Below are 17,111 nucleotides of genomic sequence, written 5' to 3'. Positions count from 1 at the left end.
TATTCCCCCTATTAATCATTATAGCTATCCAAACGAGCATCAAAATCTTCTTCTGATTCATTGAATCTCATAACATGGATATCTTCAGGTCCAAATGAAAGTCCAATATTTTCACCTGGTACAGCTCGCTTGGTAGAATGTACTAACCATTTATTACCTAAGGCATCTGTACAACGAATTTCATAATGAACCCCTCTGAATAATTGTGTATCTACTTTAACCTTCAATTGTCCCTTTTCTGGGCTTGTCAAAACTAAATCTTCAGGTCTGATCACAACTTCAACTGGTTCGTTAGGCTTCATTCCCCCGTCAACACAAGGAAATTGTTGATCAGCAAACTCTACCAACTCATCTTTAATCATTATTCCATTTACAATGTTAGATTCTCCAATAAAATCTGCCACATAATGATTAATTGGTTCATCATAAATATCTACTGGCGTTCCACTTTGAACAATATTACCATTATTTAAAACAAAGATTTCATCACTCATCGCCAAAGCTTCTTCTTGATCATGAGTAATAAAAATAAATGTTATTCCTAGTTTTTTTTGTAATGAACGTAATTCATATTGCATTTCTGCTCTTAACTTTTGATCCAAAGCTGAAAGCGGCTCATCTAACAAGAGAACCTTGGGATCCAATACGATCGCTCTTGCAATTGCAACACGTTGTCTTTGACCACCTGACATTTCAGATATAGCTCGATCTTCATAACCATCTAAACGTACCATGCGCAAGGCCTCAGTAACCTTTTCCTTAATTTTATCAGCTGGAACTTTCTTTATTTTCAATCCAAATGCGATGTTATCGTACACGTTCAAATGTTGGAATAATGCATAGTCTTGAAATACTGTATTAACTTGTCGCTTGTTAGCTGGTACATCATTTATTCGTTTACCATCAAAATAAACGTCCCCCGATGTAGCATCAGACAAACCTGCAATAATATTCAAAATTGTAGTTTTCCCACAACCTGAAGGACCCAGCAGCGTATAGAATTTACCCTCTTCTATATCAAAACTTACATCTTTCAGTACCTGAACATCGTCATCATAGCTTTTAACAACATGTTTAAATGAAATTAATGGCTGCTTCAACTTTTTCACCTCGTTATCTTTTATTGTCTTCAAAAGATAAATTGTAGCACACTTTTATATATAAAAAAAGAGAAGTGCAAACCCTTTACACTTCTCCTCTGAAATATATATTTACCTATTACATTAAGAAATATTGAACACAAGCTGCAATTAAACCACCTGCTAATGGGCCAAACATTGGAACCCAAGCATAACCCCAGTTTGAATCACCTTTATTAGGTACTGGTAATACTGAGTAAGCAAATCTTGGAGCCCAGTCACGAGCTGGATTCAAGGCAAATCCTGTTGTTCCACCTAAAGCTTGACCAACTACCATGATTAGTAAACCAACAATCAATGGCTTCAATCCTTTTGTAAAGTCTCCTAAGTTTAATAATGTTAGGATGAATACAAAAGTTGCGATTGTTTCACTTAAGAAATTGTATAAGCCATTGTTAATAGCAGGACCTGTTGCAAAAATTCCTACTACATTACCGTCATTAGCGTCTTTGGCATTCTTAAATTGTGCTCCATATTGGATGATGACTAAAACTGCACCAACAAAGGCTCCTAAGAACTGACCTAATAAGTATGGCAATACTTGATCCCATGGGAAGAATCCAAAGATTGCGAATGGGATTGTAACTGCAGGATTTAAATGTCCTTGAGAACCAAAGCTACCAGCTACATAAACACCAAATGTTACAGCCATACCCCAAGCAATTGTGATGAATAGCCAACCTGAATTACGTGCATATGATGTTTTAAGGTTAACACCAGCACCCGTGCCCACACCTAGTACGATTAGGACCATTGTCCCTAAAAATTCTCCTAAAAACCCGTTCACACAAATCACCTCTATTATCTAGTTTTATCAGCAGTTTACTTTAAATATGCTAAGCTTGATTCTGCAATAGTTTCATCTAATTGCTTAGCTGCAGCTGCTTTTTCTTCTTCATTCCATTCCATAATGCGTGCCATTTCATCAACAAAGGCATCTTTCTTCATCATTAATTCATCTTTATGGAAGAGAACATAGTTTGTACGACGTAATAAGAAGTCTACTAAATTCAAGGTCATTTCTTCGTTTACAGAGTAATGTAAGCTCAATGTATCAGCTAAAGTTAAACCTGGAGCTGCTTCTACATCGTCTGCGTAAGAAATTACACGACTTGTGTTTGAACCAAAGCGATTTGCTAAGTCAGCAGCATCTGCAGCTGGCATACCTTTGTCCATCGCAATCTTTTGGTAGAATTTCATTGTTTCATCAACGTTTGTAGGATCGAAGTGTCCACCTGAAACTTGTAATTTCTTGGAATCAACTTCGCGTACATCTTTATTAAATAATTCTTTGAATAACTTACGGATTAATTCCATTGCCCCAGCTGCCATCTTACGGTAGTCAGTAATCTTACCACCAGAAAGTGTGATTAAACCATCATCACCTACTTTAAGTGAAGAACCACGAGATACTTGTGATGGGCTTAGAGTCTTTTCTGCTGAAGCTGTCTTCAAGCTACTGATTGATTTTTCAACTTCGCCACGACTTGCTTCATCTTTACTGTATGCTACAGCTATCTTAATTAAGTTTTCGAAACTTTCATCTGATACTTTACCAGTGTTAGATCCACCACCGTTATAGTCAGAACTTCCATTACCAGATAGAAGTGGTCTTAAACCTGCCCAGCTTGCTTCGATATCATTAATTGTAATTTCAGCTTCTGGGTATCTGTTGTTGATAGCTTTTAATAAGTAATCTACATCAGCTTGTTCAACTCTTGGATGCTTGTAATCACCAGTGTAGTCTGTGTCTGTTGTACCAAAGTATGTTTTGTTTTCACGTGGAACAACGAAAATCATACGACCGTCACCAATTCCAGAATCAAAATATGTTGGTTGAGGAACTCTTAGACGTGAGCTATCTACAACTAAATGCACACCCTTAGTTGGACGAATTACTTCGCCTTCACCATTCTTGTCATCTAAGCCTAATGTCTTAGTTACCCATGGACCTGTAGTATTAATTACCATCTTAGCTTTGATTTCAAATTCTTCATCTGTTAATAAGTCTTTAGCTTTTACACCATTAATACGCCCATTATCATCATGAAGAACACCTACAACCTTAACGTGACTAGCCATTAAGCCACCTAATTCATCAGCTTCTTTAATGTTTTCAATAACTAGACGAGCATCATTATTTACATAATCAAGGTAAACACCTGCACCTAATAACTTATCGCTCTTCAAGTTTGGTTCGCGTTGTAATACTTCTTCACGAGAAATTGTGTAGTTAGCATATTGTGTGCCTGTTACTCCAGCTAAACGGTCATATAAGTCCATCGCAATCTTAACACTGAACATGTCGAATGTTGAACTTGGATCGTCATAAATAGGTAATAACATTGGGAAAGGTCTTGGAATATGTGGAGCAATTCCTTGAACAACTGCACGTTCTTGTACAGTATCTGCAACAACACCTACATCAAATGTCTTTAGGTATCTGATACCACCATGAACTAATTTTGTAGAACGAGAACTTGTTCCTTCAGCAAAGTCTTGCATTTCAACTAAACCAGTCTTCAAACCGGAAGCTGTAGCTTGGAGGGCAACACCTGCACCTGTAATTCCCCCACCAATTACTAACAAATCTAATTCTTCATTCTTTAATTTATCAACTGTGTTTTTACGTGTTTTAATTGAAAATGTCATTGTATCTTCCTCCTAAAGATTTTCGTTTATTTTATGTTTGAATATACGTGTTGCTTCTACTGCGTTCTTCCATCCAGCATATAGATATTCTCTAGCATCATCGGACATTTCTGGTTCAAATCTACGACCAACTGTAAATAATTCTTTCAATTCATCTGTGTCTTTCCAGAAACCAACTGCTAATCCAGCTAAGAAAGCTACACCTAGAGCTGTTGTTTCTAAGTTTCCAGCTCTTTCAACTGACTTATTAAGCAAATCAGATTGGAATTGTAACAAGTAGTTATTCATAGCAGCTCCACCGTCAACACGAAGGACTGGAATCTTAATACCTGTATCTTTTTCCATCGTATCTAATACATCTCTTGTTTGGTAAGCAAGTGATTGTAAAGTAGCTTTAATAAAGTCATTCTTAGTTGTACCACGTGTTAATCCGAACACTGCCCCACGAGCATCACTATCCCAGTAAGGAGCACCTAAACCTGTAAAGGCTGGAACAACGTAAACTTCATTATGGTTAGTTGATTCATTAGCTGCTCTTTCTGATTCAGGAGCTGATTCAATAATTTCCATACTATCTCTTAACCATTGAAGTGCTGAACCAGATACAAATACTGAACCTTCTAAAGCAAAATTAATCTTGCCATCAATAGAATATCCAATAGTTGTTAACAAGTTATTCTTGGAAAGAACTGGTTTATTACCTGTATTCATTACAATAAATGAACCTGTACCATAAGTATTCTTAACTGTTCCATCTTCTAAAGCTAATTGACCGAATAAAGCAGATTGTTGGTCACCAGCCATACCGGAAATAGGAACTTGACTACCAAAGAAGTGGTATGCTGCAGTTTGACCATAGATTTCAGAATTTCCTTTAACTTCTGGTAATAGAGCTTCAGGAATATTCAATAATTCTAAAATTTCTTTATCCCATTTCAAATCATGAATGTTGAACAACATTGTACGACTAGCATTAGAATAATCTGTTACGTGAACTTTACCACCTGTTAATTTCCATGTAAGCCATGTATCAATCGTACCGAATAATAATTCACCTTTTTCAGCACGTTCTTGAGCGCCTTCTACATGATCTAAGATCCAACGAATCTTTGTTGCTGAGAAGTAGGCATCAATGATTAAACCTGTCTTTTCATGAATAGTATCAGAATAACCTTCATCAATTAATTTTTGTGCAATGTCACTTGTTTGTCTTGATTGCCAAACAATAGCGTTATAAATTGGTAATCCTGTTTCTTTGTCCCAAATAATAGTTGTTTCACGTTGGTTAGTAATACCAATACCTGCAATTTGTTTTGGTTGTATCCCTGAGCTAATAAAAGAATTAGCTATTGTTGATAATACTGCGTTCCAAATTTCATTAGCGTCATGTTCTACCCAACCTGGTTGAGGGAAATATTGACGAAATTCTTTTTGTCCTTCAGCAACTTTATTTCCTTTTTTGTCGAAGATAATCGCACGTGTACTTGTAGTACCTTCGTCGATAGCCATAATATATTTATCTGACATCATTAGACCTCCTTATGTACCTCTTTTAAGAAAACGTTTTCTTTAATTTATGAACTAAGCATATCATGTAAAATATAGTTTTTCAACATATAAAATAATTATCTTATTATTCACAAATTAGTGTTTTTAGTTTTGAAAACGCTTATTAATAAAGGGTATAGATTTGTGAATGAGATATTTTCTCATAATCTAATCATTTTTGCTCTTGTTGTGCACATCGAGAAAACGCTGATGCTGTAAGTGTTTAAAACATAATTTGCACACGTTGAGAAAATTATGTTAAGAATGTTACATTTGTGTTACAAAATATAATTTCGTATATTTAATCCATAAAAAAATCAGCGAACCAAATTTAATCAAAAATTTGATTCGCTGACTTCAAACTATTATTAATTATTTAACTAAACAAATTGTTTAGCATCATCCACTGGACTAAGATAAACATAATTCAAATTTGTTCTTTTACCAATTCTAGCCAATTCCTTGATAATATCCTTTTGTTCTGGTGTCAAATATAAGTCTTTTTTCACAGCATTCACTTGTAGATAAAGTACCAATCTTCCTGTCCAAGCCAATGGATGACTACTTGTTTTATACTTTTCATTTACATTTGCTAGAACTTGACGAATTTCTTCTACACCTTTACGATTATCATTTTCAAAACTGTCATATAACTCTACAACTAATCTTTGTAATTCTTGTACTTTTTCCATATTTTATCACTCCATACTTAAATCTAGCTCTAACTTCACTACTATTTTCAAGTAGGCCAATGATAATTATTGATAGTTTTGTGCACTTTCCTATCTTTTTTTCTCGAGAAATCATTATCTTTCTTCCTACAAGTCTACTGTATCATACGTCAAAGTAATATTTAACCCTTTTAGCCTCATGCTTTCTAAACATATCAGCATTTGAAAGTATATCATGATTATAATACTGACTAAGGTGTTGCTCTTTTGCTATCACTCAGTAATTACTTTATTTAAAATCCGAAATACCTGCTAATAAAAAAGTATGCTCAGTTTCCTAAACATACTTTTTAATACTCATTATTTCTCGTGAAATTCGCCTTCAATTACGTCGTCATTATCTTTGTCTGTTTTTTCTGGCATTATTACTGCTGCAATAATATAAAGGAATACTCCTGGGAAGAATCCAGTTACCATCATCAATGCAGCACCAATAATTCTAACTAGAGCCTTATCTGCTCCAAAATATTCTGCAAAACCACCTAATACACCAGTCAAAACTTTATCATTTGATTTAGTCAATTTTTTCATATTTATCTCCTCCTTAATTAATTTACAGTAATATCGCCATCATTACTTATAATATCTAATACATTATCTGAGTTAGAATTCTTCTCTAAAACATTACCATTACTTGTTGTTTGTTCAAATAATCTTACGTCGCCATCATTACTTTGAACTCGATAGCCATCAACTGTTACACGAGAAACTAGTACGTCTCCGTCAGTATCATCTATCTTGTATCCACCTTGAATTTGTGTATTACTCATCTTAATGTCACCATCATTATTACGTAAGTTACCACCTTGAATAGACAAATTATTGTAATCCACATCTCCGTCAGTAATATTCATTGCAACTTGCATCAATGATCCACCATTTAAGCGTACATCTGTGTCATTTAAGTCTAACTTACCATTACTTAACACCGTATTGGTCATACTAATATCTGAATCACCTGCAGATAATTCTACATTTCCAAAATTAGCATCTCTTAAATCTAGTTTAGTATCATGAATAGATGCCTTAACTTGATCTGCTTCAATTCCTGTCATATTAACCTGTGATAATAAAGAATCAGATAATTTAAGATTTAGTTCATCTAATTTACTATCCTTTGGTAAAGTAATTATCATCTTATTTCGATCAGAATTTCGATAATAATCATCATACATGCTCATTCCATTAAATCTTATGCTATGACTACTTAAGCGTCCTTTAATTTCTAGTTGATTACCAGACTTCTTTACCGTTGGGGAGCTAGATTTTGCACCTTCGTATCTTACAGAATAGTTCTTTCCTTCTCTAAATTCCACATTAACATCTTTAACATCTATATCAAGTTTGTTAATGTCTTTATAGGTATGAGCTTGAGTAACTTTAGTACTATCTGCAATAACAGGTTTTAAATCTTCAAAAACAATACTTTTATTTCCTTTAAGTCCAAAGCCAATTGCTAATAAAATAGCGCCAATAATGGAAATTATAAAACCACTTATTATTGTCTTTTTCATAGCTATCTAACCCCCTTTTTGTTGAAACGTTTGTAAATATATCGAATGAAGTTCGCTACCATTTTTACAACTGTTACTATTATCAAGTAAATTATTGGTAGAATAACCATTAATGCTCCGATACCAATAATTCCTATTCCAAGATAAAATAGTCCCACTCCTAATTTTGTAAACAATAGGAATATTCCTACATATAAACTAGTTAGGGTTATAAAGATAGCTGCTCCAGCTAAGGCAATAATTGTTACTGCTACTGCAAAAGCTACACCAATTGCTGCTACTAAAACTCCTAGTAAGGCTACCCCTATAATTAAAGTTGCTGGTGTCGCAAGTAATGCCAAAATGATTAGCCAAGCAGTCTTGATATTTGTCTTAGGTAAAATGCCACCACTTTCCTTACCATCATCCTTCAATGAATAATCTGCTAGTATTCGTAGACTTAATTGTCTAGGTGTTCCAACTTTTTCTTCAATTTCTGCACGTGTTTGTACCCCTGCATCTTCTAAATATTCTGTGTAGAAATCCTCAATATCTTTGATCTCACTATCATCTAAACGTCTTAAATATTTTTTTAATTCTTGTAGATACTTTGTTATTTCTGAGTTCATTATTATTCCCCCTCTCTATTTTTTTCGAAAATTGAATCCAAACTAACTTTATAGTCACTCCACATTTTTTTAACTCTTCCTAAATGTTCTTCCCCACTATTTGTTATGCGATAATATCTACGATTTCTCCCTTGATATGATTGATCATATGTTTCTAATAAACCATTATTCTTTAACCTGCGTAATACTGGGTAGAGTGTTGATTCTGAAATTGAAATTGCTCTTTGCATATCCTGTGTCAATGAGTATCCATAATAATCTTGCTTATCTAAAAGCGCTAATACTAAACCATCTAGTAAATCAGAACTAACTTGAATTTTCATCATCATCCCTCACTTTCTTTTATATCTTATCTTCAACTATATTATATATCATATAATATTACGTTATCAACCATAATATAGCATAAAATACAAAATTTTTGCATAAAAAAATCTATCAGAAAATTTTCTGATAGATTTATAAGTACTATAAGATATTTTTGGTACTTTAGGTCTTAACCTAATTGATTTAACATACTTCTGAAACTTAATCCTCCTGTGACTTTCCAAGTCCTAAAGATCTTTAATATACTTCTGAAATTACGCCTAAATTATATCATAAAAGAAAGTAGATCTTAACCTAATTGATTTAACATACTTCTGAAACAACAAAACAAAACTAGAGTCATGGAAACAAGGTCTTAACCTAATTGATTTAACATCCTTCTGAAACCATGTAAACGACACTTAAAAGACTTGGAAAGGTCTTAACCTAATTGATTTAACATCCTTCTGAAACATGCTAAAAAAGTAGATATTGAGGAGCTAGGGTCTTAACCTAATTGATTTAACATCCTTCTGAAACTCCACAACATACGTCTAAAATTTTCATAAAGGTCTTAACCTAATTGATTTAACATCCTTCTGAAACATGCTTACAAGCACAAATATAACGAAGAAAGGTCTTAACCTAATTGATTTAACATCCTTCTGAAACTTCTGCATATCGAGTTTTTTCATAATTCAAGGTCTTAACCTAATTGATTTAACATCCTTCTGAAACAGAAATTATTCAGAAAAATAATCTGTAAAAGGTCTTAACCTAATTGATTTAACATCCTTCTGAAACTTCAGGGTTCGATACAAGCGTGGATAACGTGGTCTTAACCTAATTGATTTAACATCCTTCTGAAACAAGAAAGCAAGTAGTGATTTCAAACTTGAAGGTCTTAACCTAATTGATTTAACATCCTTCTGAAACAAAAAAGTATGGTAAAACTATTTACAAATAGGTCTTAACCTAATTGATTTAACATCCTTCTGAAACCTGGGCTTGGTAATTTAGCAAAACGATTAAGGTCTTAACCTAATTGATTTAACATCCTTCTGAAACTATTAAGGGGTGTAGAAAATGTTATTTGTTGGTCTTAACCTAATTGATTTAACATCCTTCTGAAACATAACAGTCTAGTTTTTCTGTTTTTTCCGAGGTCTTAACCTAATTGATTTAACATCCTTCTGAAACTCTTAATGCGTTCCGATCCAAAACGCAACAGGTCTTAACCTAATTGATTTAACATCCTTCTGAAACTTGAAAACCAAGCTGTAGCCCAATCTCCGCGGTCTTAACCTAATTGATTTAACATCCTTCTGAAACTATATAATATGGAGGTGTACTATGCGATTAGGTCTTAACCTAATTGATTTAACATCCTTCTGAAACTGCTCAATTGTTCTTTTAATTGATTATCAGGGTCTTAACCTAATTGATTTAACATCCTTCTGAAACTTAGTAAATTATATTAACAAATTAGTAAATGGTCTTAACCTAATTGATTTAACATCCTTCTGAAACAGAGTTGATATTGATAAACATATACCAGACGGTCTTAACCTAATTGATTTAACATCCTTCTGAAACGCCTTGCTCGATCTGATCTATATTAACTAAGGTCTTAACCTAATTGATTTAACATCCTTCTGAAACTTCTTTTTTACTCTGTATTTAATTTTTTTGGGTCTTAACCTAATTGATTTAACATCCTTCTGAAACAAGTAAGGAAAATGCCAAAAATATGTACAAGGTCTTAACCTAATTGATTTAACATCCTTCTGAAACCAGTGAGTTCATCAGCTCTCCAACGTGCAAGGTCTTAACCTAATTGATTTAACATCCTTCTGAAACAAGGTTCATGATATATTAGTCGATAAGTCAGGTCTTAACCTAATTGATTTAACATCCTTCTGAAACACTGGGGAGACAGTTTTGTCGCACAAGAAAGGTCTTAACCTAATTGATTTAACATCCTTCTGAAACTCGCCCCTAGCAATTAGAATTTCATAAACTGGTCTTAACCTAATTGATTTAACATCCTTCTGAAACCGGCGAAAGCTTTAGCTCCTATGTTGTGAAGGTCTTAACCTAATTGATTTAACATCCTTCTGAAACTGGTGTAGAGTCTCTTTATTATGAATTAAGGGTCTTAACCTAATTGATTTAACATCCTTCTGAAACGCAAAACAAAAAGCCTTACAAGCAACCACAGGTCTTAACCTAATTGATTTAACATCCTTCTGAAACGTTAGTTAGCTGCAAAACGGGGCAAGCCTTGGTCTTAACCTAATTGATTTAACATCCTTCTGAAACCGTTATTTTATAATCAAAATTTAACGATTCGTTAGTACCAATCAATATAATCCTCATCAATATAGTAATTATCACAGTTTTCAAAGAATCTCTGATCATTCTTTTCTGTGAATTCAATTATAAACATTGATGCGTTAGTCGCCTTAACAAGATTTACAAGTTCCTGAAACTCTTCTTTAGTGAGATAATGTGCGACATTGGTTAGACCTATAATTCTTTCTCTGTTTAGTTCCACATGTAATTTAACATCTGAAGATATTCTATCATACGCATTTTTCCATAGCAATGCCTCTGTATGTACCTGACAATACTTAAATAGTCTTGTTAAATCATTGTCATAATCTACTTGTAAAGGTATATCAATTTTATACAAAACCTCTCGAATACGATCATACAAACCATTTACTGATTTTAGTATTGCTTGTCTTTCAACATCTGTGATGTCTTCAATAATCTTCTTGATCAATACATTCATATATTTTTTGCTAATTTGGTCTGTTAACATTACATCCCCATCCCAATCAACGCTCGTACTTATATCTTTTCGATTATATTTATCATCACTTAATTGAATATTACTTCCGTACCCATTTAAAAAAGTATCAATAAATTCTTTATACACATTTACATTATTCGTTCCTAATACAGTGATTTTTCCAGCATTTATTTCAATATCCTTATGCCCGGTATAATATAATTTCATAGAATAATTGTCCTTTCTGCGCTATTTCTAACTTCTTTTATCTTTTTACCCAATAAAAAATGCATATCATTGTATTGCTTTTCAGTTAATATCAAAGATTGCACTACCCCTTTAGAAGGTAAGAAAGATTCTATGCGTTTTTCTGTAAATTCCGCTGATTTTTTGTTTACACAAACTCTTACATAAACAGAGTATTGAATCATAATAAATCCTTCATTTATTAAATTCTTTCTAAACTTCCTATATTCCTTTCTTTCCTCACTTGTTTCTACTGGCAAATCAAACATTATCATTAATCGCATTATTCGGTACCTCATTCGTAAATTCTACCTCCACATCAAATTCAACAGTTTCTTGATTTAAGTATTCAATTACATCTCTTACATACTTAGCAATTGCATTCTTTAACAGCATTTGTTTTTTATTGTATTTAATTTCTAAGTTCAATAAATCAACTAATCCATATTTAATGTCTGGTGTAAACTCTAAAAAATTCTTATCTGCCAACCAATAATCTACAACTGGTCTAAACGGTTCCATTAAATCTGATCCAAAGTTAAACATATTTTCTTGACTTTGATGATGAATTCCTAAATATGTTACATAACCTGCAGAAACAATTTCTTTATTTACAGCTGATAATAAAATTGAATATCCATAATTTAGTGCTGCATTCATAGGTGTAAAATCTTTTCTACTGTATTTTTTGCCAAATAGCTTTTCAAAATACTTTCTTGCCACTACGGCTTCACGATTGGTCATATCGTTTATTTCTAACTTATCTAATTCATTTTTCAAATCTTGACAATCTATTTGATAATTTTTGAGAACCTTTATTTGATTAATAATTTTACTTCTAACAATTTTCGTCCATAAAATTTCCTTTACATGATCATTCCATTCATATTGCTGTAAATATGTACCTAATGACCTATTATTGGAATAATAATTTACTGTTTCAGTCACAGGTTCATTTTTATTATCTGTAAAAATTACTTTGATTCCAGATTCTGCTAACTTACTTACTAACGCACTAGTGATAACTGCTTGAGTAGTTGAAATAAGTAATATATCCATATCTACTAACGGTATTTGATTAATCCCATCCTTATTTTGGACTATCATCGCATTATTAGAATACGATAACTTAGAATGTTGGGTGATAATTACATTTCTGAATCCCATAAATCTTCACTTGCCTTTCTACTATCAATTGTTTTATAATATACTTGTAGGTTTTAACCTCATTGATTTAACATTCTGAGTTGAAATCAAACAAAGCTTTTATAGCTGAGTTTTTCTTTTTGATCCATATAATTATGGACAATACATAAAAAGGAGTCATTTGACTCCTTTTTATTTTTTATTTCTAAAAAGAATTACTCTAAATCTTTCACTCTAACAACTCTTGAAAAAATTCCTGTTGGTGATTGATATATTAATTTAGCTTCTGGCGATAATTTTATACCACCTATTACTTGCATTTGACCTAGCTTGGTTTTTATTCCTAAAACCTTTAAGTCTGTTATCATTGCATTAGCGTGTAATCCAATTAAAATTCTGTTCAACACTTCAAATTTTCCAACTTGCTTTAGTTTATTGCCTTCATACACATTGTGGATAGGTAATTTCTTAAACATTTCCAATCCTTCATTTAGCCTTTGTCTAAATTTATTAATATCATATAATTCAAAATACTTGTTAACAACTGATAATATTTCTTCATATACATCTACTAATTCTTTGTCTGTTACTTTTGCTTCTTTATCTTTTTCCTTAGCTAAAATCTTTAACGCACGTTCTGACAAATGCAGTTGCATCGCATTATACTTATATTCGGAACTTCCTAAGGTATATTTTTGACCTCCATCTATGATCAGTTGTCCATAGTAAACTTTGTCTAAAATAACTTCAAAATTTTGTTCTGCTTTAGATAAACTTGCTTTTGCTATTTTTTTCAATAATGTTTTCTTTTCATCAGTATCATTTAATCTATCTAATTCATCAGTCCAAAGTCTAGGTACACCTACAAATTTATATATTACTCCCTTCTTCTTTTGAATCTTAACAAGCATCATATAACCACTTATCTTTCCTTTATAACCTCCATAAATATTTGTTGGTTTATCTTTCTTTATTGGAATCAAGTTAACCGTCTTAGCATTATATTTAGTTTGATCGTAAAACGCACCGTTTTTAGTAGTTACTTCTTTCGAAACTAACATATATTTGTAATCATTAATTTTTTGTATATAGGCTTTCATCTCTGGCACATTTAAAACAAATTCATTATTTACCTTATCATGTACATCTTCTGCTTCCTCATCTTCCAATTTCCATAAAAAGTTAAATTTATTCATATATTTCAAGTAATTACTATCTAGTTTTTTAAAATCATCATATACAAAATAACTGCGTAATTTAGGATAGGTTTTATACAGATATTGTCCAATAAAGGTTGTTAAATACCCATCTATTGCATGATGGTAATCGTTAACTTCTCGATTTTTTATCAACTCATATTCTTTTCTTAAATCACTATTCAGTCTTGCTCTTACTTCAATGATTTTTGTATCACTATATTGTTTTTTCAATGTGTTAGCAACTAATTTTACTACTTGGCTTGTTTCTACTAATTGACGCTTAATAAAACCTTGTTTAACATACTTGTTTATACTATCTGTCTTAGTTAATAAGTTGTTATATTTTTGCTTAGTTATTAAGTCTTGTTCATAAAGTTTACGCCAAAAGTTCCCCATCTTCGCTGCATACAAATCTGCAGCTGTCTTATCTGACTTTTCTTTATTATTTACATCTTTACGAGTTAACACTCTATTATTAAGAGAATCATCTTTTATAAATGATTGTGGAAGAATATGATCAATATCATACTTTTGATGTAATTCATCAATATTTATTTTTTCACCAGTATACATATCCCTACCTAACTGCATAAAGTATAGATAGTACCTATCTCTTATATTATTGGCGTTACTATCTAATTCTGATTGTAACTTTTCTAATTCATATTCAGATATTAGTTCGTCTGCAATTTTCTCATAAATTTCAGATATTTTCTTATAACGAGTATTCGTTAATTTACTCTTTCGTTTTTCCCGGGTAAATTCAATAGCTATAGATGTTGGCTCACACTGCATCACCTTTTCAATATCTTCGACAACTTTCATTACTTGTCTAATGGCTTTTTTATTTTGAGGAGAGGTGTACGCCTCATCTAATATATCTTCCAAATCATATTTATCAGCATACTCACCATTAATTTCAGCCAGCTTTGCTTGAATACTTTCATCATTTACAATTTGCATAAAATTATTAGATGTATTCCATAATGCATCAATAATCCTTTCACCATTCTCATTAGTAATCTGTGTTAGTAATTTCTTTGATAATCTTCCCCATCCTTTGAAATGAATATTTGATAATTTCTTAATCTGCTCGTCAGTCAACCATGATATTTCACTTAATTTCTCTTTGTAGATATTACCATCTTCAAAAATAGTTGAATATTCAATAATTTTTTCTAAATCTTCATTTTTACTGTAATCATCTACTACATTTCCTAATATTGCTTTTAAATCAATATAACTTGACAGTGAAGAATTAAACTTTTTGTTGTCGGTTAGTCCAGTAATACTTTCTGCATCACAATTTAAAGAAGTAGCTAAATTTTTCTTCGTCACACTTTTTTCAGTCTTAAATAGTTTAAGATAAACATTCTGCTTTTGTTCAATATCTAATTTTTTTTCATTTACTTTGATATTGTTCAATTCATTAAGTACTTTAAATTTCTCGTATAACAAACTAGAAGCAGGCAATACATCTTCACCAATTATATATGTATCTTTGGAAGTCATGCGTTTAATAAAACGATTAGCAGATTCTGTTCTATCAACTAAATTTTCAAAATTCCATGGAGTTATTGTTCCTTTTGATTTTCGAACCATCCACGCAAATTTTGTTTCTTTTTCGTTTTTATTAGACTCTGTCTTATCTACCAGTGGTCCAACATAGTATGGCACCCTAAAAGTAACTAGTTCATCTAATTTATATTTAGCAAACCTTCTATTCTTTTCTACAGGATTTTCTTCTGCTAACCATGGATAATACTTAGCCTGATTTTCAATAATTCTATCTAACTCTATTTGATGTAACTGATGAGGAATCACACCATTTTCACCAGTTCTTTGCTTAGGCATAAAATTACCTTCATCAATTAAGCCTATAATCTTTTTAGCCGTATCTGAATCATTGTCTTTAATGGTCTTCTTTACAGTTTTATAGAAATTTTCCTGTGCGTTAGCAGCTTTAGCTTTTTCATTATTAATATAATTACTGTAAGCATTCTTTAAGGTCTTTCTATCTTTTGTATTTAGAGTATTGATAAATTCCTTGTACATTTTTAAATGAACTTTGTGCATCTCATACTTTTCTATCATGGATTCAGATAATGTATATCCAGTCGGAACAATCATATTTAATTTGAACTTAAAGTAGATTTCTCTAGTCTTAGTTAGTAAATCCATTTGGTTATCATCTAGGGAATGTGATAATTCATTAAAAATGTCATCAATATTTTCATCATTAAACGTTATTTTTTTATTTTTATCACTCTCTATCAATGTTGAATCTTTAATCAATAATAAATCTTCAATATTAAATTTATATCCAAAAATAGCTTTAGAAAATGCAGTAACTATATTCTTTTTCTTCTTATCTTCTACTAATAGTTTCCCTACACTCTTTTGTTTATCAAGATTTTTAGTCTCTTCATCTAAGATTATTTTTTCTACATCTTCAAACTTTCCGCTGTTAAGAATAGCAACACTTTCATCACCAATAATATCCTTATATAAACTGTTAACCTCTTCTAGAAGGAATCCAATCGATGTTCCACTATTTTTATAGTTTTTTGCAGGAACATTTTCTAAGAAATTGCCACGATACTTGACAATATGGTGAATTGCTAAATAGATTTCTCTTAAATCAAACTTCTCATCTTTTTTCATTAAATCTCTTCGCAAATGATAAATTGTTGGATACTTATCATAGAAATTTGAATCAGATACATCTGGGAATAATAATGAACCTAAATACTTCTTATTACTGTCTTTTGGAGAAAGATTTGAAGACTTTAATCTAGCAAAAAAATACTCATCTACTTCTGCCATATACGGATCAAAAATTTCTTCTAATAGTTTCAATCGCCATTTTCTTCTATTAAGTCGTCTTCTTTGAGTTCTGAAACCTCGACGTTCTGCGGCGGTATTTCCTTCCTTAAACAAACGAGTTCCTATTAAATTCTTTCCTTTTTTTCTCTTAATTTTGAAATCATCGCCTATTACTGCCCATCCTATAGATGAAGTCCCTATATCTAATCCGATGTGATATTTTTCCATTTTATTTAATCCTCCTTTGTTTAAACACAATTAAATTATACAATAATTTTTATCAAATTTCCAAATATATAATAAATAATTTTAGACATGGATTTACCCTGATTGAAATGGCTATTGTTTTGTTTATCCAAAACAAAAAGGCATGCAGATCAGATCCACACACCTTTTAAA

Annotated in this window: 14 protein-coding genes and 1 CRISPR repeat array; of the genes, 1 reads left to right on the top strand and 13 read right to left on the bottom strand. The window is 31.8% G+C overall.

Annotated features, from left to right (window positions below; all coding sequences use genetic code 11):
* Window positions 1-11: 11 nt before the first annotated feature.
* The 13 genes from OZJ21_RS01060 to cas9 all read right to left on the bottom strand — a co-directional run bounded on the left by OZJ21_RS01060 (window position 12) and on the right by cas9 (window position 16,940).
* Window positions 12-1,100, bottom strand: coding sequence for an ABC transporter ATP-binding protein (locus OZJ21_RS01060; protein ID WP_003709129.1), 1,089 nt, complete (start codon window positions 1,098-1,100; stop codon window positions 12-14).
* A gap of 118 nt (window positions 1,101-1,218) precedes the next feature.
* Complete coding sequence (locus OZJ21_RS01055) at window positions 1,219-1,926, bottom strand: MIP/aquaporin family protein (protein ID WP_003700773.1); 708 nt, start codon at window positions 1,924-1,926, stop codon at window positions 1,219-1,221.
* Between the two features lie 35 nt (window positions 1,927-1,961).
* Entirely contained in the window at window positions 1,962-3,791 is a 1,830-nt protein-coding gene (glpO, locus tag OZJ21_RS01050; RefSeq protein WP_003700772.1) for a type 1 glycerol-3-phosphate oxidase, read from the bottom strand.
* A 12-nt stretch (window positions 3,792-3,803) separates the two neighbouring features.
* A complete protein-coding gene (gene glpK, locus OZJ21_RS01045; protein WP_003700771.1) occupies window positions 3,804-5,318 on the bottom strand; it encodes a glycerol kinase GlpK in 1,515 nt (504 codons plus the stop codon).
* A gap of 401 nt (window positions 5,319-5,719) precedes the next feature.
* Window positions 5,720-6,031 (bottom strand): bacteriocin immunity protein, encoded by a 312-nt coding sequence (locus OZJ21_RS01040; RefSeq protein WP_003700769.1) that lies wholly within the window; start codon window positions 6,029-6,031, stop codon window positions 5,720-5,722.
* 339 nt (window positions 6,032-6,370) lie between these two features.
* Window positions 6,371-6,601 carry a PspC domain-containing protein gene (locus tag OZJ21_RS01035; protein WP_003704561.1) on the bottom strand — a complete coding sequence of 77 codons (231 nt, stop codon included), beginning with the start codon at window positions 6,599-6,601 and terminating at the stop codon, window positions 6,371-6,373.
* Window positions 6,602-6,618: 17 nt separating this feature from the next.
* Window positions 6,619-7,584, bottom strand: coding sequence for a DUF4097 domain-containing protein (locus OZJ21_RS01030; RefSeq protein WP_268857297.1), 966 nt, complete (start codon window positions 7,582-7,584; stop codon window positions 6,619-6,621).
* A gap of 2 nt (window positions 7,585-7,586) precedes the next feature.
* Window positions 7,587-8,192 (bottom strand): DUF1700 domain-containing protein, encoded by a 606-nt coding sequence (locus OZJ21_RS01025; RefSeq protein WP_268857296.1) that lies wholly within the window; start codon window positions 8,190-8,192, stop codon window positions 7,587-7,589.
* A 2-nt stretch (window positions 8,193-8,194) separates the two neighbouring features.
* Entirely contained in the window at window positions 8,195-8,515 is a 321-nt protein-coding gene (locus tag OZJ21_RS01020) for a PadR family transcriptional regulator (protein WP_034982287.1), read from the bottom strand.
* Between the two features lie 169 nt (window positions 8,516-8,684).
* Window positions 8,685-10,820: direct repeats of the CRISPR family, unit length 36 nt; unit sequence GGTCTTAACCTAATTGATTTAACATCCTTCTGAAAC.
* A gap of 31 nt (window positions 10,821-10,851) precedes the next feature.
* Window positions 10,852-11,523: a type II-A CRISPR-associated protein Csn2 gene (gene csn2, locus OZJ21_RS01015; protein WP_201897102.1), complete on the bottom strand. Its 672-nt coding sequence runs from the start codon at window positions 11,521-11,523 to the stop codon at window positions 10,852-10,854.
* Window positions 11,520-11,825, bottom strand: a complete 306-nt coding sequence (gene cas2 / locus OZJ21_RS01010) for a CRISPR-associated endonuclease Cas2 (RefSeq protein WP_003709117.1) — start codon at window positions 11,823-11,825, stop codon at window positions 11,520-11,522. Before cas2 ends, csn2 begins: the two co-directional genes overlap by 4 nt.
* Window positions 11,803-12,708, bottom strand: a complete 906-nt coding sequence (gene cas1, locus OZJ21_RS01005; RefSeq protein WP_098034277.1) for a type II CRISPR-associated endonuclease Cas1 — start codon at window positions 12,706-12,708, stop codon at window positions 11,803-11,805. Before cas1 ends, cas2 begins: the two co-directional genes overlap by 23 nt.
* A gap of 194 nt (window positions 12,709-12,902) precedes the next feature.
* The gene (gene cas9 / locus OZJ21_RS01000; protein ID WP_268857295.1) at window positions 12,903-16,940 is read right to left on the bottom strand and encodes a type II CRISPR RNA-guided endonuclease Cas9; all 4,038 of its coding nucleotides are present in this window, start codon (window positions 16,938-16,940) and stop codon (window positions 12,903-12,905) included.
* On the opposite strand from cas9, the gene OZJ21_RS09820 reads away from it, so the two are divergent.
* A complete protein-coding gene (locus OZJ21_RS09820; RefSeq protein ID WP_407659825.1) occupies window positions 16,901-17,110 on the top strand; it encodes a prepilin-type N-terminal cleavage/methylation domain-containing protein in 210 nt (69 codons plus the stop codon). The two genes, cas9 and OZJ21_RS09820, sit on opposite strands and share 40 nt — an antisense overlap.
* The last annotated feature ends 1 nt before the right edge of the window (window position 17,111 follow it).

This window comes from Ligilactobacillus sp. UO.C109, from assembly GCF_026847815.1.
Taxonomy (GTDB): Bacteria; Bacillota; Bacilli; order Lactobacillales; family Lactobacillaceae; genus Ligilactobacillus; species Ligilactobacillus salivarius.
Note: the sequence above shows the minus strand (reverse complement) of the source record. Positions and strands in the feature narration are given on the sequence as shown.